Source organism: Delftia sp. WSY_10 (assembly GCF_043104705.1).
Lineage (GTDB): Bacteria > Pseudomonadota > Gammaproteobacteria > Burkholderiales > Burkholderiaceae_C > Comamonas > Comamonas tsuruhatensis.
Genome location: NZ_JBICKY010000019.1, coordinates 177,207 through 197,570 on the forward strand (window position 1 = coordinate 177,207; position 20,364 = coordinate 197,570).

19 protein-coding genes and 1 pseudogene are annotated in these 20,364 nt (G+C 68.9%); 2 read left to right on the plus strand and 18 right to left on the minus strand.

Annotated elements, in window-relative coordinates:
• Nucleotides 1–28 precede the first annotated feature (28 nt).
• From hpaR to ACF8ML_RS09725, 15 genes and pseudogenes are all read right to left on the minus strand, one after another.
• Complete coding sequence (gene hpaR, locus ACF8ML_RS09655; protein ID WP_016447335.1) at nucleotides 29–517, minus strand: homoprotocatechuate degradation operon regulator HpaR; 489 nt, start codon at nucleotides 515–517, stop codon at nucleotides 29–31.
• An 86-nt stretch (nucleotides 518–603) separates the two neighbouring features.
• Nucleotides 604–1,425 carry an aldolase/citrate lyase family protein gene (locus ACF8ML_RS09660; RefSeq protein WP_012202038.1) on the minus strand — a complete coding sequence of 274 codons (822 nt, stop codon included), beginning with the start codon at nucleotides 1,423–1,425 and terminating at the stop codon, nucleotides 604–606.
• Nucleotides 1,426–1,443: 18 nt separating this feature from the next.
• On the minus strand, nucleotides 1,444–2,898 hold the full coding sequence (locus ACF8ML_RS09665) for an NAD-dependent succinate-semialdehyde dehydrogenase (protein WP_151020354.1): 1,455 nt from the start codon (nucleotides 2,896–2,898) through the stop codon (nucleotides 1,444–1,446).
• A gap of 45 nt (nucleotides 2,899–2,943) precedes the next feature.
• On the minus strand, nucleotides 2,944–3,777 hold the full coding sequence (hpaH, locus tag ACF8ML_RS09670; protein WP_392407041.1) for a 2-oxo-hept-4-ene-1,7-dioate hydratase: 834 nt from the start codon (nucleotides 3,775–3,777) through the stop codon (nucleotides 2,944–2,946).
• A 1-nt stretch (nucleotide 3,778) separates the two neighbouring features.
• Nucleotides 3,779–4,213, minus strand: coding sequence for a 5-carboxymethyl-2-hydroxymuconate Delta-isomerase (locus ACF8ML_RS09675; RefSeq protein WP_012202041.1), 435 nt, complete (start codon nucleotides 4,211–4,213; stop codon nucleotides 3,779–3,781).
• A complete protein-coding gene (locus tag ACF8ML_RS09680; RefSeq protein WP_046241330.1) occupies nucleotides 4,214–5,032 on the minus strand; it encodes an extradiol ring-cleavage dioxygenase in 819 nt (272 codons plus the stop codon).
• A gap of 1 nt (nucleotide 5,033) precedes the next feature.
• On the minus strand, nucleotides 5,034–5,360 hold the full coding sequence (locus ACF8ML_RS09685) for an aromatic ring-opening dioxygenase subunit LigA (RefSeq protein WP_392407042.1): 327 nt from the start codon (nucleotides 5,358–5,360) through the stop codon (nucleotides 5,034–5,036).
• A gap of 22 nt (nucleotides 5,361–5,382) precedes the next feature.
• A pseudogene (locus ACF8ML_RS09690) lies at nucleotides 5,383–6,378 on the minus strand (tripartite tricarboxylate transporter substrate binding protein); the annotation flags it as partial.
• 42 nt (nucleotides 6,379–6,420) lie between these two features.
• The gene (hpaE, locus tag ACF8ML_RS09695) at nucleotides 6,421–7,878 is read right to left on the minus strand and encodes a 5-carboxymethyl-2-hydroxymuconate semialdehyde dehydrogenase (protein WP_017405675.1); all 1,458 of its coding nucleotides are present in this window, start codon (nucleotides 7,876–7,878) and stop codon (nucleotides 6,421–6,423) included.
• Nucleotides 7,879–7,905: 27 nt separating this feature from the next.
• Complete coding sequence (locus ACF8ML_RS09700) at nucleotides 7,906–8,667, minus strand: fumarylacetoacetate hydrolase family protein (RefSeq protein WP_209670456.1); 762 nt, start codon at nucleotides 8,665–8,667, stop codon at nucleotides 7,906–7,908.
• The gene (locus ACF8ML_RS09705; protein WP_392407043.1) at nucleotides 8,664–9,344 is read right to left on the minus strand and encodes a fumarylacetoacetate hydrolase family protein; all 681 of its coding nucleotides are present in this window, start codon (nucleotides 9,342–9,344) and stop codon (nucleotides 8,664–8,666) included. Before ACF8ML_RS09705 ends, ACF8ML_RS09700 begins: the two co-directional genes overlap by 4 nt.
• Before the next feature lie 164 nt (nucleotides 9,345–9,508).
• Nucleotides 9,509–13,186 (minus strand): choice-of-anchor U domain-containing protein, encoded by a 3,678-nt coding sequence (locus tag ACF8ML_RS09710; RefSeq protein WP_392407044.1) that lies wholly within the window; start codon nucleotides 13,184–13,186, stop codon nucleotides 9,509–9,511.
• Between the two features lie 218 nt (nucleotides 13,187–13,404).
• Nucleotides 13,405–13,827 (minus strand): universal stress protein, encoded by a 423-nt coding sequence (locus tag ACF8ML_RS09715; protein WP_016447345.1) that lies wholly within the window; start codon nucleotides 13,825–13,827, stop codon nucleotides 13,405–13,407.
• 63 nt (nucleotides 13,828–13,890) lie between these two features.
• On the minus strand, nucleotides 13,891–14,781 hold the full coding sequence (locus ACF8ML_RS09720) for a metallophosphoesterase (protein ID WP_034365844.1): 891 nt from the start codon (nucleotides 14,779–14,781) through the stop codon (nucleotides 13,891–13,893).
• 49 nt (nucleotides 14,782–14,830) lie between these two features.
• Nucleotides 14,831–15,790 (minus strand): LysR family transcriptional regulator, encoded by a 960-nt coding sequence (locus ACF8ML_RS09725; RefSeq protein ID WP_016452246.1) that lies wholly within the window; start codon nucleotides 15,788–15,790, stop codon nucleotides 14,831–14,833.
• Between the two features lie 147 nt (nucleotides 15,791–15,937).
• Here ACF8ML_RS09725 and ACF8ML_RS09730 point away from each other — a divergent pair, with 147 nt between their 5' ends.
• Complete coding sequence (locus tag ACF8ML_RS09730; RefSeq protein ID WP_016447348.1) at nucleotides 15,938–16,357, plus strand: hypothetical protein; 420 nt, start codon at nucleotides 15,938–15,940, stop codon at nucleotides 16,355–16,357.
• Nucleotides 16,358–16,653: 296 nt separating this feature from the next.
• Here the strand turns inward: ACF8ML_RS09730 and ACF8ML_RS09735 are convergent, their stop codons facing one another.
• Nucleotides 16,654–18,519 (minus strand): phosphoenolpyruvate carboxykinase (GTP), encoded by a 1,866-nt coding sequence (locus ACF8ML_RS09735; protein ID WP_016447349.1) that lies wholly within the window; start codon nucleotides 18,517–18,519, stop codon nucleotides 16,654–16,656.
• On the opposite strand from ACF8ML_RS09735, the gene ACF8ML_RS09740 reads away from it, so the two are divergent.
• A complete protein-coding gene (locus ACF8ML_RS09740) occupies nucleotides 18,503–18,754 on the plus strand; it encodes a hypothetical protein (RefSeq protein WP_126311565.1) in 252 nt (83 codons plus the stop codon). The two genes, ACF8ML_RS09735 and ACF8ML_RS09740, sit on opposite strands and share 17 nt — an antisense overlap.
• A gap of 92 nt (nucleotides 18,755–18,846) precedes the next feature.
• Here the strand turns inward: ACF8ML_RS09740 and ACF8ML_RS09745 are convergent, their stop codons facing one another.
• A complete protein-coding gene (locus tag ACF8ML_RS09745; protein ID WP_016447350.1) occupies nucleotides 18,847–18,996 on the minus strand; it encodes a hypothetical protein in 150 nt (49 codons plus the stop codon).
• Nucleotides 18,997–19,086: 90 nt separating this feature from the next.
• Nucleotides 19,087–20,286: a threonine ammonia-lyase gene (locus tag ACF8ML_RS09750; RefSeq protein ID WP_016447351.1), complete on the minus strand. Its 1,200-nt coding sequence runs from the start codon at nucleotides 20,284–20,286 to the stop codon at nucleotides 19,087–19,089.
• Nucleotides 20,287–20,364 lie beyond the last annotated feature (78 nt).

Here is a 20,364-nt window from a genome sequence, read left to right on the forward strand (position 1 = left end):
GCAGTGCCCGACCGGCGTGCCGGGGCGGCTATTCCTCGGCCTGGCTGCCGTCGGCCGCGCCCAGGCGCTGCACGACCTGGTCGAGCAGGGCGTAGAGCTGCTCGATCTCTTCATGGCCCACCAGGCGCTCGATCTCGGCATAGGTCTCGGAGGAATGTGGCGCGATCTCGGCCACGATGGCGTGGCCGGCCGCCGTGAGCTCGAACTCGGCGCCGCGCATGTCGCTGGCGTGGCGCGACCGCTCCACCAGCTGCCGGCCTTCCAGCGTCTTGAGCAGGCGCGAGAGGCTGGGCATGCTGATGTAGGTGGCCTGCGACAGCTCCATGGGCCGCAGCCTGTGCGTGACCGCCGCCATGGCGCGCAGCACGCGCCACTGCTGTTCGGTCAGGCCATGGGCGCGCAGCATGGGCCGAAAGCGCACCATGACCGATTCGCGGGCGCGCAGCAGCGCCATGGGCAGGGAGCGCGAGAAGGCGCGCAGCGGCTCGGGGGCAAAAGAGGTCGTGGTCTGGGGCATGTTCGGCAGCATCTGTCGGCTGGATTCTATGCAGCCGCCGCTCCCTCCCCGGAGCGGCGTTGCGCGCGCCTTGTCAGGCCGGGGCCTCAATAGGTCTGGCTTTTCGGCGCGGGGGCCGCTGCCTGCTTGAAGCGCGCAGCCAGCGCGCTGGTGGCCTGCACCAGCACGCTGGTGTCCAGGCCCACGGCCGTGAAGGTGCAGCCCAGCTCCAGGTACTTGCGCGCCAGGGCCTCGTTGGGCGTGAGGATGCCGGGCGCCTTGCCGGCGCGGCGTATGCGCGCGATGGCGTCGGCAATCGCCTCCTGCACCTCGGGATGGCCGGGGTTGCCGATGTGGCCCATGGAGGCCGACAGGTCGGCCGGGCCGATGAAGACGCCGTCCACGCCCTCGGTGGCGGCAATGGCGTCCAGGTGGGCCAGCGCCTGGCGCGTCTCCACCTGCACCAGCACGCAGACCTGGGCGTTGGCTTCATGGGCGTAGTTGGCGCGCCGGCCCCAGGCCGAGGCGCGTGCGCCGCCCATGCCGCGGATGCCGCCCTGGCCGTCGGCCTGCGGATAGCGCGCGGCGCGCACGATGCGTGCGGCCTGCTCGGCCGTGTCCACCATGGGCACGAGCAGGGTCTGCACGCCGATGTCCAGGTACTGCTTGATCAGCATCTCGCCGACCTCGCCGTGTCCCATGGGCACGCGGGCAATGGCATGGCTGTCGGGATAGGCCGCGATGGCCTGCAGCTGCGCCAGCAGGGTGCGCGTGTCGTTGGGCGAATGCTCGCCGTCGATCAGGAGCCAGTCGAAGCCGGCGCCCGCGCAGATTTCCGCCGAATAGGCGTCGGCCAGGCCCAGCCACAGGCCGATCTGGGGTTGGTCGGCCGCAATGGCGGCCTTGAAGCGGTTCACAGGTGTCTGCATGGTGTGATTGTCCGGGCCTCAGTGGCCCATGCACAGGTACTTGGTGCTCAGGTATTCCTCTATGCCGGCGGCGCCGCCCTCGCGGCCCATGCCCGACTGCTTGACGCCGCCAAACGGCGCCACGGCCGTGCTGATGATGCCGCTGTTGATGCCCACCATGCCGTACTCCAGCGCCTCGCCCACGCGCCACACGCGGCCCACGTCGCGGGCGTAGAAGTAGGCGGCCAGGCCGTACTCGGTGTCGTTGGCCATGCGGATGGCTTCTTCCTCGGTCTTGAAGCGGAACACGGGCGCCACGGGGCCGAAGACCTCTTCCCTGGCGATGCGCATGCGGTCCGTGGCGTTGGCCAGGATGGTGGGCTCGTAGAAGGTGCCGCCCAGCGCGTGGCGCTTGCCGCCCAGCACGACCTCGGCGCCGTTCTTCACGGCATCGGCCACCAGCTCCTCGACCTTGTCCACGGCGGCCTGGTCGATCAGCGGGCCCTGGCCCACGCCGGCCTCCAGCCCGTTGCCCACCTTGAGGGCCTGCACGGCGACCTTGAGCCTGGCCATGAAGGCATCGTACACGCCGTCCTGCACCAGCAGGCGGTTGGCGCACACGCAGGTCTGGCCGGTGTTGCGGTACTTGGAGGCCATGGCGCCCTCGACGGCGGCATCGAGGTCCGCGTCATCGAAGACGATGAAGGGCGCGTTGCCGCCCAGCTCCAGCGACATCTTCTTGAGCGTGGGCGCGCATTGCTCGGCCAGCACGCGGCCCACTTCGGTGGAGCCCGTGAAGGTCAGCTTGCGCACGGCCATGCTGGCCGTGAGCACGCCGCCGATGGCGCGCGAGGAGCCCGTGATCACGCTGAACACGCCCTCGGGAATGCCGGCGCGCTGGGCCAGCTCGGCCATGGCCAGGGCCGACAGCGGTGTCTGCTGCGCGGGCTTGACGATGATGGTGCAGCCCGCCGCCAGGGCGGGCGCGACCTTGCGCGTGATCATGGCGGCCGGGAAGTTCCAGGGCGTGATCGCGGCGCAGACCCCCACGGGCTCCTTGGTCACGATGATGCGCTTGTCGGCCCAGGGCGCGGGCACGGTGGAGCCGTAGATGCGGCGCGCTTCCTCGGCAAACCACTGCACGTAGGAGGCCGCATAGGCGATCTCGCCGCGCGACTCGGCCAGGGGCTTGCCCTGCTCGCTGGTCATGATCAGGGCCAGGTCCTCCTGGTTCTCCATCATCAGCTCGAACCAGCGCTGCAGCAGGCGTGCGCGGGCCTCGGCGGTCTGCTGCTTCCAGAGGGCGAAGGCGCGCTCGGCGGCGGCGATGGCGCGCTGCGTCTCGGCCTCTCCCATGCGGGGCACATGGCCCACGGACTCGCCCGTGGCGGGGTTGTGGACGTCGATGCGGCTGCCATCGTCGGCGGCCAGCCATTGGCCGTCGATCAGGCAGAGGTTCTTGAGCAGGCTGGGGTCACGCAGGGCAAGGGGCATGGGAAATCTCCTGGAAGTACGGTGCAGGCGCCTGGACGAAGGCGCTCAGACAAAACGGAACTGCAGCCGGCCCAGCGGGCCGTAGTCGGCATCGAACAGGTCGCCGGCCCTGGCCGCCACGGGGCGCGTGAACGAGCCGGCCAGCACGGTCTGGCCGGCCTCCAGGGCCTCGCCCCAGGGCGAGAGCTTGTTGGCCAGCCAGGCCACGCCGATGGCGGGATGGCCCTGCACGCCGGCAGCCAGGCCGGTCTCCTCGACCACGCCGTTGCAGCGCAGTATGGCGCCGCACCAGGGCAGGTCTATCACCTGGGGGTCAGCGCGGCCGGCGCCGGTGACGATGCCCGCATTGGCTGCGTTGTCGCTGATGGTGTCGTAGACCTTGCGCATGGCCTTGGTGTGGCGGTCGAACTGCTCGATGCGCGCGTCGATGATCTCGATGGCCGGCGTCACGTGGTCGGTGGCGTCCAGCACGTCCTGCAGCGTGATCTCCTTGCCGCCGGGCAGGCCCGGGCCGCGCAGCGGCGCCTTGAGCACGAAGGCCAGCTCCACTTCCACGCGCGGCGCGATGAAATTCGCGGCCGGGATGTCCAGCACCTGGCCCGGCGTGCAGCGGTAGAGCATGCTGTCGAGCAGGGTGCCGTAGTCGGGCTCGTCGATCTGGCTCGATATCTGCATGGCGCGCGAGGTCAGGCCGATCTTGTGGCCGATCACCTTGCGCCCCGCCGCGATCTGCAGGCGCACCCATTCGCGCGAGACGCGGTAGCCATCCTCCACGGTCATGCCGGGAAAGCGCTTGGAGAAATGCTCGACCTGCACGCGCGTCTTCTCGCTGCGGTCGAGCTCCTGGGCCAGTTGGGTCAACAGTTCTTGGGAAAACATTTCAAGGCCTGGAAAAGAGAGGGTGGAGGGTGCTGTGCTTGCCGTCGTAGACCTGGCCCGGGCTTTCATCGACCTGCACGGTCAGGCCCAGGTGGCGCTGCGCGAACAGCGGCTGCAGATGGCGGCGCGCGCAGGCCAGCAGGGCGTCGCCGGCCTGCTGCTGCACGGCGGCCGAGCGGCCCCGGCCCATGCGCAGGTTGATGTAGATGAAGCCGTAGTCGCCATCTCCGCCCGCTGCGCGGCCCGCAGCCCCGCCATCGGCCACGGCGCTGTGCGGCGCGGGGTAGGCCAGCACGCGCGTGCCGCCCGTGGGAAAGACCTGGGCGCCGTCTTCGGCGCGCACGGTGAGCATGGTGTCGGCCAGGGCGCGGCACAGCTGCGTCATGTCGGTGTGCGCGTCCAGGCTGGCCGTGTAGAGGATGACCACGTGCGGCATTCAGGCCACCTCCATGGTGGCGGCCGTGCAGCTCACGGCGAAGATGGGAATGGGCTGGCAGTACAGCACCTGGCCCGCGCCGCGCGCGGCGGCGGCCACGGCGATGAAGCTGCGGATCTCGAAGCCGCCCTGGCCGCCGTCGCGGTAGGTCTCGGCGTCGGTGTACGACAGCAGCGCGTCCCGGTCGTTGCGGCACCAGCGGTCCATGAACTGCTGGTCCCACTCCCAGTTGACCTTGCCCGAGTCGGGCGTGGCCGGCCAGTGCGAGATGCCGCCCGTGCCCACGATGGCGATGCGCTCGGGCGCCTTGTCGCAGGCGCGGCGCAGGGCCTCGCCAAAGGCCCAGGCGCGGTGCAGCGGCGTCAGCGGCGGGCCCTGGCAGTTGATGTTGACGGGGATGATGTCCTTGTCATAGGCCGGCGTCAGAAAGTGCAGCGGGACCATGATGCCGTGGTCGAACTTCCACTCCTCGGCAAAGGCCACGTCCACGGTCTGCATGACCTCGGCGATCAGGCGCCGCGACAGCTCGGCATTGCCGGGAATGCGGTGGCGCTCTATGCCCAGCCAGGCCGGGTCCTCGATGGGCCCTTCGTAGTGGTCCGCCATGCCGATGGCATAGGCCGGCATGTTGTTCATGAAGAAGTTGGCGAAGTGCTCGGCCGCGATGACGATCACCGCATCGGGCCGCGCCGCCTCCAGCCGTGCGCCCATGTCGCGGAAGGCGGCATGGAAGGCATCCCTGGTGGCCGGATCGGCCAGGTGTGCGCGGCCCGTGATGCCGGGCGCATGGCTGCAAACGCCTGCAAATACCAGACTCATCTCAAACTCCTGCGATCTTTTCGTTGGTGGCTGTCGTCATCGCGTAGACGCCCGCGCGCACCGGTCCGTGCTTTTGCACGCCGTCGCGCATGGCCTGCAGGTAGTCGGCCCAGGGCATGCCCAGCAGCGGCGCGAAGTGCATCAGCAGCTGGCCGTTGCAGCCCAGCACGTAGAGCTTGCCGATGTCGCCGTGGAACATGGCTTCGTACTCCTCGGGGTCCAGCGCGTACTCGGACAGCAGCGCGGCGCGGTCCTCGGCAAAGCGCCGCTGCACCTCTGGCTCGCGGTTGAGCTGGAACAGGAATTTCTGCATGGTGTACAGGCTCATGGCGTCTCCCGGTGATCCGGCCTCAACCCAGCGTGATGTTGGCGCGGCGGATGATGGCTTCGTACTTGGCGATTTCGCTGGTGACGAAGGCTGCGAACTGCTGCGCCGTGCCGGCCTGCGAGACGATGCCGCCGCGCGCGAAGGCGTCCACCACGGCGGGCTCGGCCAGGGCCTTGACCACGGCGGCGTTGATGCGCTGCACCAGCGCATCGGGCGTGGCGCCGGGTGCCAGCAGACCCTGCCAGGAGTTGGATTCCAGCGCCACGCCCTGCTCGGCCAGCGTGGGCACCTGGGGAGCGAACTGCGAGCGCTGGCGCGTGGCCATGCCCAGGGCCACCAGCTTGCCGCTTTGCACATGGCCACGGAACTCGGGCCAGTTGCCGAACATCACGTCCACCTGGCCGCCCAGCAGGTCGGCCAGCGCCGGGCCCTGGCCCTTGTAGGGGATGTGGACCATCTCGATGCCCATCTCCTGGCACAGCAGCGCGCCCGACAGATGGGCCGAGGTGCCGTTGCCGAACGAGGCATAGCTGAGCTCGCCGGGCCTGGCCTTGGCGCGGCTGCGCAGATCGGCCAGCGTCTTCAGGCCGCTGCCCGGGTGGGTGGCCAGCACATGCTCGGACAGGCCCATCAGCGCCACGGGCTTGAGGTCGCGCGTGGTGTCGTAGGGCAGGTTCTTCACCAGCGTCTTGTTGGCCGTGAAGCTGTTGGCCACGCACACCAGGGTGTAGCCGTCGGCCGGCTGCTTGGACACATAGTCCACGCCGATCACCGTGCCCGCGCCGGGCTTGTTCTCCACGATCACAGGCTGGCCCAGGGACTTGCCCAGCTCGGTGCCCACCAGGCGCGCCACCAGGTCGGTGGTGCCGCCCGGCGTGAAGGGCACGATGATGCGCAGCGGCTTTGCGGGCCAGGTGCCGGCCGGGCTACCTGGCTGGGCCTGGGAAAGGCCCGGGAGCATCAGCGCTGCGGCCGTGGTGGCTGCGGTGGATTGCAGGAAATGGCGGCGTTGCATGTCTTGTCTCCTCGGTTCTCTTTGTCGTTGTCGCTGGTCGCCCGTTCAGACGCCCCAGTGCGGAATATGGTGCGAGCCCAGCGAGACGGCCACGTTCTTGGGCTCGCAGAAGACCTCGTAGCTCCAGCTGCCGCCCTCGCGGCCCGTGCCCGAGGCCTTGGTGCCGCCGAAGGGCTGGCGCAGGTCGCGCACGTTCTGGCTGTTGACGAAGCACATGCCGGCCTCGATGGCGGCGGCCACGCGGTGGGCGCGGCCCACGCTCTCGGTCCAGACGTAGCTGGACAGGCCGTACTGGATATCGTTGGCCAGGCGCACGGCTTCGGCCTCGTCGCTGAAGGGGATGATGCAGGCCACGGGGCCGAAGATCTCGTCCTGGGCGATCTGCATGCGGTTGTCCACGTCGGCAAACACCGTGGGCAGCACGTAGTTGCCCTTGCGCACGCGCTCTGGCAGCACCGGCGCGTCCAGGCCGCCGCACAGCATGCTGGCGCCTTCCTTCTGGCCCAGTTCGATGTAGTGGCGCACCTTGGCCAGGTGGCTGGCGCTGATCATGGGGCCGACGATGGTGGACTCGTCCAGCGGGTCGCCCACGGTGATCTTCCTGGCGCGCTCCACGAAGCGGTCCACGAACTTCGCGTAGATGCCCTTTTGCACCAGGATGCGGCTGCCGGCCGTGCAGCGCTCGCCGTTGTTGGAGAAGATCATGAACACGGCCGCATCCAGCGCGCGCTCGAAGTCGGCGTCGTCAAAGATCACGAAGGGGCTCTTGCCGCCCAGCTCCATGCTGAACTTCTTGAGGCCGGCGGCCTGCACGATGCGGTTGCCGGTCTGGGTCGAGCCCGTGAACGAGACGGCGCGCACATCGCGGTGGCGCACCAGGGGCTCGCCCGCGTCCTTGCCGTAGCCGTGCACCAGGTTGAGCACGCCGGGCGGAATGCCGGCCTCCAGCGCCAGCTCGCCCAGGCGCGCGGCCGTCATGGGCGACAGCTCGCTCATCTTGAGCACGGCCGTGTTGCCGAAGGCCAGGCAGGGCGCCACCTTCCAGGTGGCCGTCATGAAGGGCACGTTCCAGGGCGAGATCAGCGCGCACACGCCCACGGGGTGGAACAGGGTGTAGTTCAGGTGCGTGGGCGTGGGATAGGTGTGGCCGTCCACGCGCGTGCACATCTCGGCAAAGTAGTAGAAGTTGTCGGCCGCGCGCGGCACCAGCTGCTTGCCCGTCTGGGCGATGACCTGGCCGCAGTCGTTGGTCTCGGTCTGCGCGATCTCGGGCACATGGCGGGCGATCAGGTCGCCCAGCTTGCGCACGAGCTTGGCGCGTTCGGTGGCGGGCGTGTTGGCCCATTTCGGAAAGGCGTTCTTCGCGGCGGCGACGGCGGCCTGCACCTCGGCCTCGCCGCCAGCGGCAACCTCGGCCAGCACCTCCTGGGTGGCGGGGTTGACGGTCTCGAAATAGTCCTTGCCGGCGACGGCCTTGCCGTCGATCAGGTGGTCAATGCGCATGGGGATTCCTTGGCGTATGCGGTGGGTTCAGGAGGCGGCCGGCGCGTCGCCGACGATGGTGTTGACCAGGCGGCCCAGGCCTTCGATCTCGGTGACGATCTCGTCGCCCACGCGGGAGTCGGCCACGCCGTCGGGCGTGCCGGTGAGGATGAGGTCGCCGGGGTTCAGCGTCATGAAGCCCGACAGATGGGCGATCAGCGAGGGGATGTCATGCACCATGTCGCGCGTGCTGCCGTCCTGCTTGAGCTCGCCGTTGACCCAGCTGCGCAGGCGCAGGCTCATGGGGTCGGGCACATCGGCTGCATCGACGAACCACGGGCCCACGGGCGTGGCGCCGTCGCGGTTCTTCACGCGCAGGTTGGGCCGGTAGAAGTTCTCCAGGTAGTCGCGTATGGCGTAGTCGTTGGCCGTGCAGTAGCCGGCGACCACGCCGTAGGCGTCCTCGCGGCGCACGTTGCGGCAGGTCTTGCCTATGACCACGCCCAGCTCGCACTCGAAGTGCATGTAGGCCACGTCGGCGGGCCGGTACGTGCGGCCGTGGTGGCCGTTCAGCGTGTTCGGGCCCTTGAGGAAGACCAGCGGCTCCTCGGGCGCCTTGTTGAAGGCGATTTCCTTGGCATGGTCCGCATAGTTCAGGCCCAGCGCGAAGACCGTGCCGAACTGCAGCGGCGGCAGCCACTGCACGGCGGTCTCCGCCACCAGGCGGCCATCGGGCAACTGCACCTGTCCGTGCGGGCCTTCGGTGACCTGCAGGGTCTGTCCTTCGAAGATGACGCGTCCGTGCTTCATGCTGCTGCTCCCTGTTCTGCCACCACCGAATGCGTGAGCCGGCCCAGGCCGGGCACCTCGATGACCACGCGGTCCCCGGGCCGCGCCAGCGGCGCGCCTTCGCCCGGGCCCAGCAGCAGCACGTCGCCGGGCGACAGCGTCATGAATTCGGTCACGTCGGCCAGCAGCCTTGCGGGCGAGCGCACCAGGTCGGCAAAGCCGCGCTGCCAGACCTGTTCACCATTGATGGACACCGTGAGTTCTGCCGCTTGCGCATCGAAGCCTGCGCCGCGCACCGGCGTGCCCAGCGGGCAGAAACCGTCGCGGCAGCGCTGGCGGATGGCGGGGCGGTAGTAGTTCTCGTGCGGCAGCGTGAGGTCGCTGGCGATCAGCCAGCCGGCCACATGGTCCAGGGCCGTTGCTTCGCTGACGCGCGTGGCGCTGCGGCCGATCACCAGGCCGATGCTGGCATCGACGCGGACCTCGCCGGGATCGGCCGGCACGGCCACCGCAGCGCCATCGTGCGCCCAGGTATTGCGCGGCTTGAGATAGAGCACGGGAGCGCGCGGAGCGGCCTTGTAGGGCGCGCTGTCGAACTGCGGCGACAGGCGCTGCACGGTGGCCTGCTGGTTGAGCAGCGTGCCGTAGACCGTGCCCAGCGCAAGGCCGTCATCCAGGAGAAAGGGCTGAATCTGCATGGTGTGGATTTAGTTAACGTGGTAATTATTGTTTTTGCAACAAGCCCCGTCAACACGGTGGATTCAGGGTTTTCCCAGGCCGCAGCAAAAAGCCCCTGCGCGGCGAACCGTGCAGGGGCTTGAAGGGGGTACCGGGTGCGGCCGGTACAGAAGGCGCGCGGGCGTCAGCCGCGGCGGCGGCGCAGTGCGGCCATGCCGCTCAGGGCCAGCGCCAGCAGCGCCTGGGCCAGTGTGGACAGGCCGGGCACGGGGGTGGCCGTGGCGCCGGGCGGCAGGGCCGCAGGCGCGGCCACCGCCACGGGGTCCACGATGACGCCGTTGACGGTCAGGTCGCTGTCTCCCGTCTGCCCGTCGGTGATGTCGAAGCTCACCGAGCGGCGGTCGGGTGCGAAGCGGTAGGCCGATGCGGCCAGCTCATACCAGTGCGCCGTGGGCGTGGCGGCCGTGGGGCCGTACTTCCAGAGCGTGGCCTGGGCGGGTGCGGCTTCAGGCAGGTCCATGCGGATGGTGGCCATGGAGCCCGGCGTGCCGCCCATGAGCACGAAGCTCAGGCTGCCGTAGGGCATGCGCAGGCCGCCCGGCAGCGGGCTTTGCGAGGGCGCGGGCTGAAAGCCTGCCGAGTTCGAGGCGAACTGCCATTGGTCCGCACCCACATTGCCCGTGCCGTTGCTGACACCTGCCGTGTTGCTGCCCGTGCCGATCTGCGTGCCGATGGGCACGGGCTTGCTCAGGGCCAGCACAGCCGGCGCGCTGGCCGTGCCCGAGGCCGGCAGGTTGACCGCATGCACGCGGTAGCTCACGGCAGGGTCCAGGCCGGTGAAGGACAGCGTGGCGGCCGTGCCGGCTGCGGTGCTGACCGTGTTGCTGGCAGGGGCCGGCAGGCCGGCGGCATCCAGGCCGGCCATGACCTGTTCCCAGCTGGGGACGGGCGCATTGGCAGGCAGGGCCACGGCGCGCAGGCTGCCGCCCACGCTGGGCGTGGCCTGGACCACGGCCGATGTCTGGTCCACTGCCTGGGCGGACAGGGCCACGGTGGACAGCGCCGGCACCGCCAGGCTGTCCAGGCGCGCCTTTTTCCAGGCGGCATAGGGCAGGTCCTTGGCCACGGTGCCATCGCCGTAGAAATCGGCATCGCCGCAGTCGCTGAGGATGTCCACGCTGCCGCCGGCGTCCAGGCTGGCGGGCATGGCGCCTATGCCTTCGGCCGAGCAGGCGGTGTGGGGTGCGGTGATGGCGGCCAGGTCGGCAGCGCGCGGTCGCAGGTTCAGGGCCAGGCCTGCGCCGTTCACGCGGCCATCCCAGGAGTAGAGCTGGAAGTTGCGCGGCGCGGTGCCCGTGGCGCTGGCCGAGGGGCCGGCAATGATCAGGTACTCGCCGGCTGCGTTCTTGCGGATTTCGCGGATGCCGCGGCCGCCCAGGTCCAGGCGAATCGGCGGGCCCATGGACGCGCTGCCCTTGCTGCCGCCATCGGCCGCAGGCAGGGCCGCGAAGTTGGTCACGGGCACGATCAGCGCATGCGTGCGGCCCGTGGCGTCGTCCGCCGTGACGGCGGGCGCGCCCGGTGCCGGCACCAGCGGCGCGCGAAAGCCCAGCCAGGCGGCGCCGTTGTCGGGGCTGGTGGACATGCCTTCGATGGAAAAACCGCTCATCGTCTCGGCCTCGGGCGCCTTGGTGGCGCCGCCGTCCGAGCTGGCCACCAGGCCCAGGTAGTTGGCGGCAAGGCCGTCATGCGCGGCCGCGTCCCAGCTGCGCAGGTCCTCGCGCAGCCAGCGGTAGTAGCCACTGGCGGTCAGCGCCGTGGAGGCGCCGGAGCCGGTCACATCCATCGCCGCCAGGCGCCAGCGGTCGGTGCGCGACTTGCCGCTCTTGTTGTTGGAGTGCGAGCCCGCCACGTACACGCGGCTGCCCAGGGCAAAGCTGGCCTCGATGTCCATTTCCTCGTCGCTCTTGCAGCTGTCCAGGCCCGTGAGGCCGGGGGCGGTGCAGGCGGCGGCATCGGCCAGGCCCAGGGCGGTCCTGTCCAGCATCAGCGGCTTGACGGGCAGCCCGCCGGCCGGGCCATAGGCCGAGAAGGAGTTGCCGGCCGGCAGCGCATTGCCCGAGGCATCCTGGGCGGGCGCCTCGTCGTCGCCCACCAGCATGGTGGCGGCATCGATGACGATGGCCGTCGATGCGTCCGAGCGCCCGGCCAGCCAGCGCGGGCTGGTGTTGGCTGCGGTATTGGCCGAGGCCGCGTACTTGATGGTGCGGCTGACGGAGGCGCCGCCCGCGTTGGTCAGCGTGACGGTGATGTCGGCATAGCCCACGCCCGTGGGCGTGATCCTGAGCACGGCGTTGCCGGCCTGGTTGGACGCGGCCAGGCCTGCGTCGGCCACCACGGCCTGGTTGCTCGAACGCGCAGTGACCTGTACGCCGCCAGCGCCCCCCGCATCCTGCACCGTGAAGCCGATGCCTGCCGAGGCCAGCGGGTCGTTGGCGTCGCCGACCACGCCGGAAAACGCGGTCAGTTCGGGCAGCGAGGCCGTCGGCGGGGCCGAGGCCATGAAAGGCACGCTCACTGCAGCCGTGCTCCCGCCGAGGCCGTTGACGGCGCGCACGCGCAGCGTATAGCTGCCGGGCTGCAGGCCTTCCAGCGCCTGGCTGTTGCCCAGGGCCACGGCCGTGGAGGCTACCGATGCAAAGCTGTCCTGCGACAGCTCCACCACGTAGTAGGCGGCGCCCGGCACGGCGTCCCAGGCGGCCGTCACGCGGTTGCCGGTTGGGGTGGCCGCCAGGTTGGAGGGGGCGGCGGGCACGGTCGCCGGCACGGTCTCCAGCGGGGCCCAGGCCACGCCATAGAACACGCCGTCCTGCGGCGCGGCGATGGACTCGGCCGTGCCCGACAGCGTGCCGGCGTAGCCGCCGTGATCGAAGGCGCGGTACAGGCGGCCCGTGGTGTCGGTGGCCATCAGCATCACATTGCCGCCGCCGGTATCGAAGGCGGCCAGGCCGTGGACCTTGGACAGGCCGGCAATGGAGCCTGCGGGCTGCCAGCTGGTGCCGTCCATCGAGAGGCGGAATTTCCGGATGGCGCCGGTATCGTTGTCCGCCACGTAGACGGTGTTCGCCAGCGCGGGGCCGCCATCGAGTTGCAGGAAGGCGATGCCGCGGTAGGTGGAGGGCGTCAGGCCCGCCAGGGGCAGGGCCGTCTGGATGCCCGTGGTCGGCAAATTCGTGCCGATCTGGTTGAGCGAGCCTCCGTTGATGGCGGCGATCAACTGGCCGCCGGCGACCGCCAGGCCCTGGACATTGCTGCTGTTCAGTTGGGAGATGCCCGTGCCATCGGCAGCCACGTGCCAGATGCCATTGTTGGCCGCGGCCGTACCCTTGCCGCTGGCCCAGACGGCGCCGCAGTCGCTGCTGGCTGCACCGCGGATGGTGTCCTTGCTGAAGGCCGTGGTGCCGAGCGCGCGCAGGCTTTTCACGTCGGAGTCGAACCCCACCACGGCCACGGCGCGCGGGGCCGCCGCTGCAGTGACGCCGTTGGGCTCGGTGCCGCCGGTGGCCACGGCATAGCCGGGAACCACCAGGCACAGGCCATTGTCCGAGCGGTTGAGCAGGCCTTCCGAGCCCTTGCTGCTGGCCGTCAGCGGCGTCGCTCCGCCTGACAGCGGCAGCGATTGCACCAGGGTGCCGTCCACGCGGTACTCATCCAGGAACACGGGCAGCGCGCCTGTGCCCGTGCCCACGCGGTAGGCCACCAGGTTGCCCGGGGTGAAGGGCGCGGACCATGCAGCGCCACACAGGGCCAGGCAGGCCGTTGCAATCGCCTTGTGCCGCCAATCCAAAGTACTCGCGCGCATGCTCACCATCCCCCTGTGTGACAAATCGCGCGACTGTAAGAGGCGGCTGTGACAGCCCGGTGACGGCAGGCCCGCAGGATGGTGGGAAGGCACCATGCAAAAAAAAAGACGGCTCCCTCAGGGGAGCCGTCCTTGCCTCATTGCGCCGTGATGCCCGCGCTTTGCTTTTTCTGGTTATGGGCGCTGCGTGTGCACGGGGCAGCGTATCGAGCGGTAGATCAGCGGATCAGCAGCACAGGCACCTGGCTGCCGGCCAGCACCTGGGTGCTGACCGAGCCCATGACCAGGCGGCCCAGCGTGCCGTGGCCATGCGTGCCCATGACCAGCAGGTCGAACTTGCCTTCTTCGGCCGCCTTGATGATGGAGTCGGCAATCGGGCCGACCTTGCTCAGGCGGGCTGCCTGCACGCCGTGCTCGGCCAGGTAGCTGCACACGGGGTCCAGCACCTTGGTCGACTCCTCGGCGTAGTACTCGTCCACCACGTCCTTGCCCAGGGCGGCGCGCGCGCGGGCCGGCAGCTGGGGCTGGACGGTGATGGCGCTGTAGCTGTGGGCCGAACCCAGGATCTCCGGGTGCGAGGTCAGGTAGGCCAGCATCTTCTGGGTGTAGGGGCTGCCATCGACAGCGAGCAGGATGTTCATGAAGGTCCTCCTTGGGTATGGCCCGAGACTAAGCCCAAGCCGGGGTGGAGTGCTTGATCCAGGTCAAGCACGGGCCGGTGCCTCTGCCGCCCCTGCGGTCGCGTGCACCGGCAACTCGATGGTAGAGCGCGGCGAAAACCCCTCCTGCTCGCCCTTGCGCGCGTAGCCCAGCGGGTTGGCCACCACGCGGCAGCGCCAGGCGCTGCCATCGCCGCGCAGGCCCTCGGCCACATAGTCGCTGGGCGAATGCAGGTGGCCGTGCAGCCACAGATCGGCAAAGGGCAGCAGTTCATCCAGCACGTTGCAAAAGCCGGCCGTGCCCGGCACCAGGCCGTAGCGCGGGTCGGCGCTGCGCAGGCTGGGCGCGAAATGCGTGACGGCCACCGTGGGGCCATCGAAGGGCCTGGCCAGCGCCTGGCGCAGCCATTGCTGGCAGACCAGCGACTGCTCGCGCATGGGCTCGGCCAGGAAGGGCTCGCCGTCGCGCGTGCCGCCGGTCTTTTGCAGGTAGAAATTGGCGGCGCGAAAGGCCTTCTCGCGCAGCTTGAGCAGCCGGGCCAGATCGGTCACGCCTTCATGCATGGACATGGCGTCGTAGTCGCTCCACAGCGTGGTGCCCACGAAGCGCACGCCGTCCAGCACGGCCGTCTCGCGCTCCAGCCAGACCATGCCCATGCGCTCGCAGGTGGCACGCAGGCGGGCGTGGGCGGCGTCGAAGTCCTGCATGTCGTACTCATGGTTGCCCGGCACGAAGATCACGGGGCAGGGCCAGCCCGCGTACTGGGGCAGGGGAGAGAAGCGCTCCAGCCCGAAATCCTGGCCCGGCAGCAGGCTGCCGCTCTGGTAGGAGCCTATGTCGCCGGCCAGCACCAGCACGTCGGCATCGGGTGCGGGCTCGGCGATGAAATGCGGATGGGCCTCGAGGTGCAGGTCGGACAGCAGCTGGATCTTCATGCGGCCAAGTGTAGAACCTGCGCTGGCGCGGGCGCCCCGCAAACGGCGCTCAGGTGTGCGGGAAGGTCGCCTCTGCAGAGCGCGTGAGCGTGCGCAGCAGCCAGTCGTAGGCCTGAGGATGCTGGCCGCGCCGGCGCCACAGCGCGTCCACGTGCACGGGCTGCACGTCGAAGGGCAGCTCGCGCAGCACCAGCTTGTCGGCCATGCCGGTCACGGGCACGAAGTGGCGCGGCAATATGGTCAGCAGGTTGGAGGTCATGACCACGCGCCCGGCCGTGAAGAACTGGTTGACGGTAAGCACCACCTGGCGCGTGCGGCCCAGCGAGGCCAGGGCCTCGTCGATGAAGCCGAAGGAGCGGCCCGAGAAGCTCACCAGCATGTGGCGCGCCGCGCAGTAGTTGTCCAGCGTCAGCGGCACATCGGCCAGCGGATGGCCCTGGCGCATCACGCACAGGTACTCGCCTTCATACAGGCGCCGGCTGTCGAAGGCCACCAGGGCGCCCGACTGCGCGCGCGCCGTCAGGTCGGCCAGCGCGGCGGGGAAGTAGCCCACGGCCATGTCGGCCTCGCCGGCCTCCAGCAGGCTGCGCGGGTCGCGCGTGGTCAGCGGCAGCACGCGGATGCCGATGCCGGGCGCCTCGCGCTCCAGCAGGCTGAACATGGGAGGAATCAGCGTGGCGGCCGTGGCGTCGGCCATGGCCAGCACAAAGGTGGCGGTGGCGGTGGATGGGTGGAATTCGCCTGGCGTCAGCGTGTCCTGCAGCTGCTGCAGCGCCTCGCGGATCACGGGCCACAGCGCCAGCGCGCGCGGCGTGGGCTCCACGCCCTGGCCCTGGCGCACCAGGAGCTCGTCGCCCAGCGCCTCGCGCAGGCGGCGCAGCGCATTGCTCACGGCCGGCTGGGTGATGGCCAGCTTGTGGGCCGCCCGCGTGAGGCTGCGCTCCGCCATCACCTCGTCGAAGACGCGCAGCAGGTTCAGATCCAGTGTGCGGAAGTTCAGGGCGGACATGGCCGTGGCAGCGAGCGCTGAGTCATCACTGACGTGAATGCTACAGATTCAAGATATAAATTTGAAGAACTCTAGGGTAAACCCTATAGTTACCCCTAGTCGCCCGCCACGCCGTCAAAAGCGGCCATTTAACTGGGTTTATCTGCCATGAGCAACTTCATTTACAACTCCTACTGTGTCGAGCACCCTGGTGTGGTGCATGTCTATCAAGCCGCCGACGACCGCAAGAGCGCCGTCAAGCGTTTCTCCGGCAAGCGCGGCGCCAGCGCCCTGCTGCTCGCTGCCCTGGTGGCCGCGCTGATGGTGGTGGTCAACGAGGTCGCCCACAACTGGACCGACGGCCACATGCTGGGCGCCTGGGTCGTGCTGTGGGTTGCCGCCTTCATGGGCCTGGCCCTGTTCTCCGCCCCCGCCCGCCGCGCCGCCATGATGGCCCGTGCCGGCTACCGCGCCTGGACCGAGAGCCGCCAGCAGGCCGCCGCTGACGAGCGCATCTGGAACGCCGCCCTGCAGGACGCCCGCCTGATGGCCGACCTGGCCCGCGCCATGGATAGGCAAGGTAGCTGATCTCTGCCTGGGGCGCCTTGCGGCGCTCCTCCAAAAAAAGCCGCTGCCCACAAGGCGCGGCTTTTTTGTTGTCTGGGGGCGTCGTTGAAACGCCACAAAAAAGGCCTCGCAGTGCGAGGCTTTTTCCATGGGTCGAGAGCTACTCAGGGATTCATTGTTCTGTGCATCTTCCACAGTCCATGAAACGGGCGCTGCCCAAAGCAAGGGGCACCGAGGAAGGGCCGCCCCGCACCGAGGGTGCCGTCCCCCCCCCGCGAAGCGAGAGGGGGAAGCGGCGTAGCCGCTCAGGGGGAGCTTTATGTCCCCAGGCGCTTTTCCAGTTCGGCCTTGGTCACCAGCAGCTCCTGGGGCAGCTTGTGGGCCAGCTTGTCGAAGTGCTCGGTGTGCAGCTGCATTTCCTCGGCCCAGGCGGCCTTGTCGATGCTGGTCACGCTGGCGAACTGGTCGGCGGAGAAGTCCAGGCCGGTCCAGTTGATCTCGGCGTACTGGGGCGCAATGCCGAAGGCGGTCTGCTCGCCCTGTGCCTGGCCTTCGAGGCGGTCGATCATCCACTTGAGCACGCGCATGTTCTCGCCGTAGCCGGGCCAGACGAACTTGCCGTCGGCATTCTTGCGGAACCAGTTGGTGGTGAAGATCTTGGGCAGTGCCGCGCCCTGGGCCTGGATCTTGGCGCCCAGCGTGAGCCAGTGCTGGAAGTAGTCGCTCATGTTGTAGCCGGCAAACGGCAGCATGGCGAAGGGGTCGCGGCGCACCACGCCCTGGGCGCCGAAGGCGGCGGCCGTGGTTTCCGAGCCCATGGTGGCGGCCATGTAGACGCCTTCGGTCCAGTTGCGGGCCTCGGTCACCAGCGGCACGGTGGTGGAGCGGCGGCCGCCGAAGATGATGGCGTCGATCTTCACGCCCTTGGGATCGTCCCAGGCTTCATCCAGCGCGGGGTTGTTGGTCGCGGCCACGGTGAAGCGGGCGTTGGGGTGGGCGGCCTTGGCGCCGGTCTCGCGGGCGATCTGGGGCGTCCAGTCCTTGCCTTGCCAGTCGATCAGGTGATCGGGCAGCTTGCCGGTGTCCTTGTCCATGCCTTCCCACCACACGTCGTTGTCGTCGGTCAGCGCGACGTTCGTGAAGATCACGTTCTTGTCGAGGCTGGCCATGCAGTTGGGGTTGGTGTGGTAGTTCGTGCCCGGGGCCACGCCGAAATAGCCGGCTTCGGGGTTGATCGCGCGCAGCGAGCCGTCGGCCTGGGGCTTGATCCAGGCGATGTCGTCGCCGATGGTGGTGACCTTCCAGCCTTCGAAGACCTTGGGCGGCACCAGCATCGAGAAGTTGGTCTTGCCGCAGGCGCTGGGGAAGGCCGCAGCCACGTGGTACTTCTTGCCTTCGGGGTTGGTCACGCCCAGGATGAGCATGTGCTCGGCCAGCCAGCCCTGGTCGCGGCCCATGGTGGAGGCGATGCGCAGCGCAAAGCACTTCTTGCCCAGCAGGGCGTTGCCGCCGTAGCCCGAGCCATAGCTCCAGATTTCGCGCGTCTCGGGGTAGTGGACGATGTACTTGGTCTTGTTGCAGGGCCAGCTGGTCTGGTCCTTCTCGCCTTCGGCCAGGGGCGCGCCCACGGTGTGCACGCAGGGAACGAACTCGCCTTCCACGCCGATCACGTCATACACGGCACGGCCCATGCGGGTCATGATCTTCATGTTGACGGCCACATAGGCGCTGTCGGACAGCTCCACGCCCACGTGGGCGATGGGCGAGCCCAGCGGGCCCATGGAGAAAGGCACCACATACATGGTGCGGCCGGCCATGCAGCCGTCGAACAGCGGCTGCAGCGTGGCGCGCATCTCGTTCGGGGCCATCCAGTTGTTGGTTGGGCCTGCGTCTTCCTTGTTGGCCGAGCAGATGTAGGTGCGGTCCTCGACGCGCGCCACATCGGACGGATCGGACCAAGCCAGGTAGCTGCCGGGGCGCTTGACGGGATCGAGCTTCTTGAAGGTGCCGGCATCGACGAGCTGCTGGCACAGCTGCTCGTATTCCTCCTGCGAGCCATCGCACCAATGGATTTTGGCGGGCTTGCACAGTGCGGCCATCTCGGCCACCCAGGCGATCAGGCGGCTGTTCTTGACATAGGCGGGGGCCTGGATGTTCAGGCCTTGCATGACGGGTGCGTTCATCGCGGAGCTTCCTTCAATTGAAAAAACCAGTTTTTCAAAGGGGACGCGCCTGCTGCACCGCGCCAACTTTGAGAAACGGGCTCTCGTTCAGTCGGCGCGCGAAGGAAGCTCTTCTCTGGGCGGCGAAGCGGCGCTGGCGGAAGCTGGCGGCGCACCGGCTGGGGATTCGATTCTAGGGAGCGGTCACGAATTTGTCAGCAAACGAATGGCAAAAACTATGCATTCTATGCATTGAAGTATGCAATATGAACGATGAAATTGCCTGTTGAAAAGGCAAGCAAAAAGCCCCGCAAAGCGGGGCCTGGTGCAGGGGCAGGAGGGCCGGAATCAGGCCATGTTGACGGCAATGAAGGCCAGCAGAAACATCAGCACGGCGCCTGCCAGGGGCAGGATGACAGGCATGTAGGGGACGACGGCCTCGGTGGCGTCTTCGGGGGCCGGCTGCTCGCCGTGGTGCGCTGCGGGATCGTGCGTCATGCAAAAGCTCCTGGCTTGCCAATGGGGATGCCTGATTCTAGGCAGGCCTGTCCCCTGGCGCCTTCGGGGAAAGCCATGACACCGGGCCTGCTAGACGGCATTGACCTGCATGCCTTCGGCCTGAAGGGCGGCTATGACCTCGTCGATATGGGCCTTGTTGCGCGTCTGCAGCACCAGCTCGATTTCCACGCTCTGCGCGGCCAGCATGGTGAAGGCGCGCTGGTGGTGGACTTCCTCGATATTGGCGCCCGCTGCAGCCACCGTGGCCGTGATGCGCGCCAGCACGCCGGGCACGTCGCGCGCGCTGACCTTGATGCGCGCCAGCCGCCCGGAGCGCACCATTCCGCGCCCGATGATGGCCGCCAGCAGCAGCGGATCGATATTGCCGCCCGACAGGATCATTCCCACCTTCTTGCCCGCAAAGCGCTGCGGATGGCGCAGCAGCGCGGCCAGGCCTGCGGCGCCCGCGCCCTCGACCAGGGTCTTCTCGATCTCCAGCAGCATGAGCACGGCCTGCTCGATGTCGCCCTCATCGACCAGCAGCATGTCGTCCACCAGGCGTGCCACGACTTCCTGCGTGATCGCGCCGGGCTGGGTGACGGCAATGCCTTCGGCGATGGTCGAGGTGCCCATCGGCAGCTCGGCCTGGCGCACGGCATTGAACATGGACGGAAAGCGCTGGGTCTGCACGCCGATGATTTCGATGTCCGGGTTCAGCCCCTTGGCCGCCGTGGCCACGCCCGCGATCAGGCCGCCGCCGCCAATGGCCACGACCAGCAGGTCCAGATCCGGCTGTTCGGCCAGCATTTCCAGCGCCAGGGTGCCCTGGCCCGCCGCGATCTGCTCGTCGTCATAGGGATGGACAAAGCACAGGCCCTGCTGCTCGGCCAGCGCGTAGGCGTGCTGGCGCGCCTCGGCCAGGGAGTCGCCGTGCAGCACGACCTCGGCGCCGAAGCCGCGCGTGCGCTCCACCTTCACCCCCGGCGTGAAGCGCGGCATGACGATGACGGCACGCACCCCCAGGCGCTGCGCGTGGTAGGCCACGCCCTGGGCATGGTTGCCGGCGCTCATGGCGACCACGCCGCGTGCGCGCTCCTCGGGCGAGAGCTGGGCCAGCTTGTTGAGGGCGCCGCGTTCCTTGAACGAGGCCGTGAACTGCAGGTTCTCGAACTTGAGATACACCTGCGCGCCCGTGATCTGGGACAGCGTGCGCGATTCCACGCAGGGCGTTTCGAGCACGGCGCCGCGCAGGCGGCCGGCGGCGTTCTGGATGTCTTGGAGGCTGAGCATGGCGCATTGTGGCGCACACGCGGGCCTGCCCGCGCCAGGCCATGCAATGGATTCCCCGCAGCCAGCGTGGTGCAGGGG

Coding starts and splice junctions, on each gene's coding strand:
- ACF8ML_RS09725 (WP_016452246.1), bottom strand. CDS start 15,790: ATGTCCGCCCTGAACTTCCGCACACTGGATCTGAACCTGCTGCGCGTC.
- ACF8ML_RS09660 (WP_012202038.1), bottom strand. CDS start 1,425: ATGCAGACACCTGTGAACCGCTTCAAGGCCGCCATTGCGGCCGACCAA.
- ACF8ML_RS09730 (WP_016447348.1), top strand. CDS start 15,938: ATGAGCAACTTCATTTACAACTCCTACTGTGTCGAGCACCCTGGTGTG.
- ACF8ML_RS09710 (WP_392407044.1), bottom strand. CDS start 13,186: ATGCGCGCGAGTACTTTGGATTGGCGGCACAAGGCGATTGCAACGGCC.
- ACF8ML_RS09740 (WP_126311565.1), top strand. CDS start 18,503: ATGACGGGTGCGTTCATCGCGGAGCTTCCTTCAATTGAAAAAACCAGT.
- ACF8ML_RS09715 (WP_016447345.1), bottom strand. CDS start 13,827: ATGAACATCCTGCTCGCTGTCGATGGCAGCCCCTACACCCAGAAGATG.
- hpaR (WP_016447335.1), bottom strand. CDS start 517: ATGCCCCAGACCACGACCTCTTTTGCCCCCGAGCCGCTGCGCGCCTTC.
- ACF8ML_RS09735 (WP_016447349.1), bottom strand. CDS start 18,519: ATGAACGCACCCGTCATGCAAGGCCTGAACATCCAGGCCCCCGCCTAT.
- ACF8ML_RS09685 (WP_392407042.1), bottom strand. CDS start 5,360: ATGAGCCTGTACACCATGCAGAAATTCCTGTTCCAGCTCAACCGCGAG.
- ACF8ML_RS09705 (WP_392407043.1), bottom strand. CDS start 9,344: ATGCAGATTCAGCCCTTTCTCCTGGATGACGGCCTTGCGCTGGGCACG.
- ACF8ML_RS09680 (WP_046241330.1), bottom strand. CDS start 5,032: ATGAGTCTGGTATTTGCAGGCGTTTGCAGCCATGCGCCCGGCATCACG.
- ACF8ML_RS09720 (WP_034365844.1), bottom strand. CDS start 14,781: ATGAAGATCCAGCTGCTGTCCGACCTGCACCTCGAGGCCCATCCGCAT.
- ACF8ML_RS09700 (WP_209670456.1), bottom strand. CDS start 8,667: ATGAAGCACGGACGCGTCATCTTCGAAGGACAGACCCTGCAGGTCACC.
- hpaH (WP_392407041.1), bottom strand. CDS start 3,777: ATGTTTTCCCAAGAACTGTTGACCCAACTGGCCCAGGAGCTCGACCGC.
- ACF8ML_RS09665 (WP_151020354.1), bottom strand. CDS start 2,898: ATGCCCCTTGCCCTGCGTGACCCCAGCCTGCTCAAGAACCTCTGCCTG.
- ACF8ML_RS09750 (WP_016447351.1), bottom strand. CDS start 20,286: ATGCTCAGCCTCCAAGACATCCAGAACGCCGCCGGCCGCCTGCGCGGC.
- hpaE (WP_017405675.1), bottom strand. CDS start 7,878: ATGCGCATTGACCACCTGATCGACGGCAAGGCCGTCGCCGGCAAGGAC.
- ACF8ML_RS09745 (WP_016447350.1), bottom strand. CDS start 18,996: ATGACGCACGATCCCGCAGCGCACCACGGCGAGCAGCCGGCCCCCGAA.
- ACF8ML_RS09675 (WP_012202041.1), bottom strand. CDS start 4,213: ATGCCGCACGTGGTCATCCTCTACACGGCCAGCCTGGACGCGCACACC.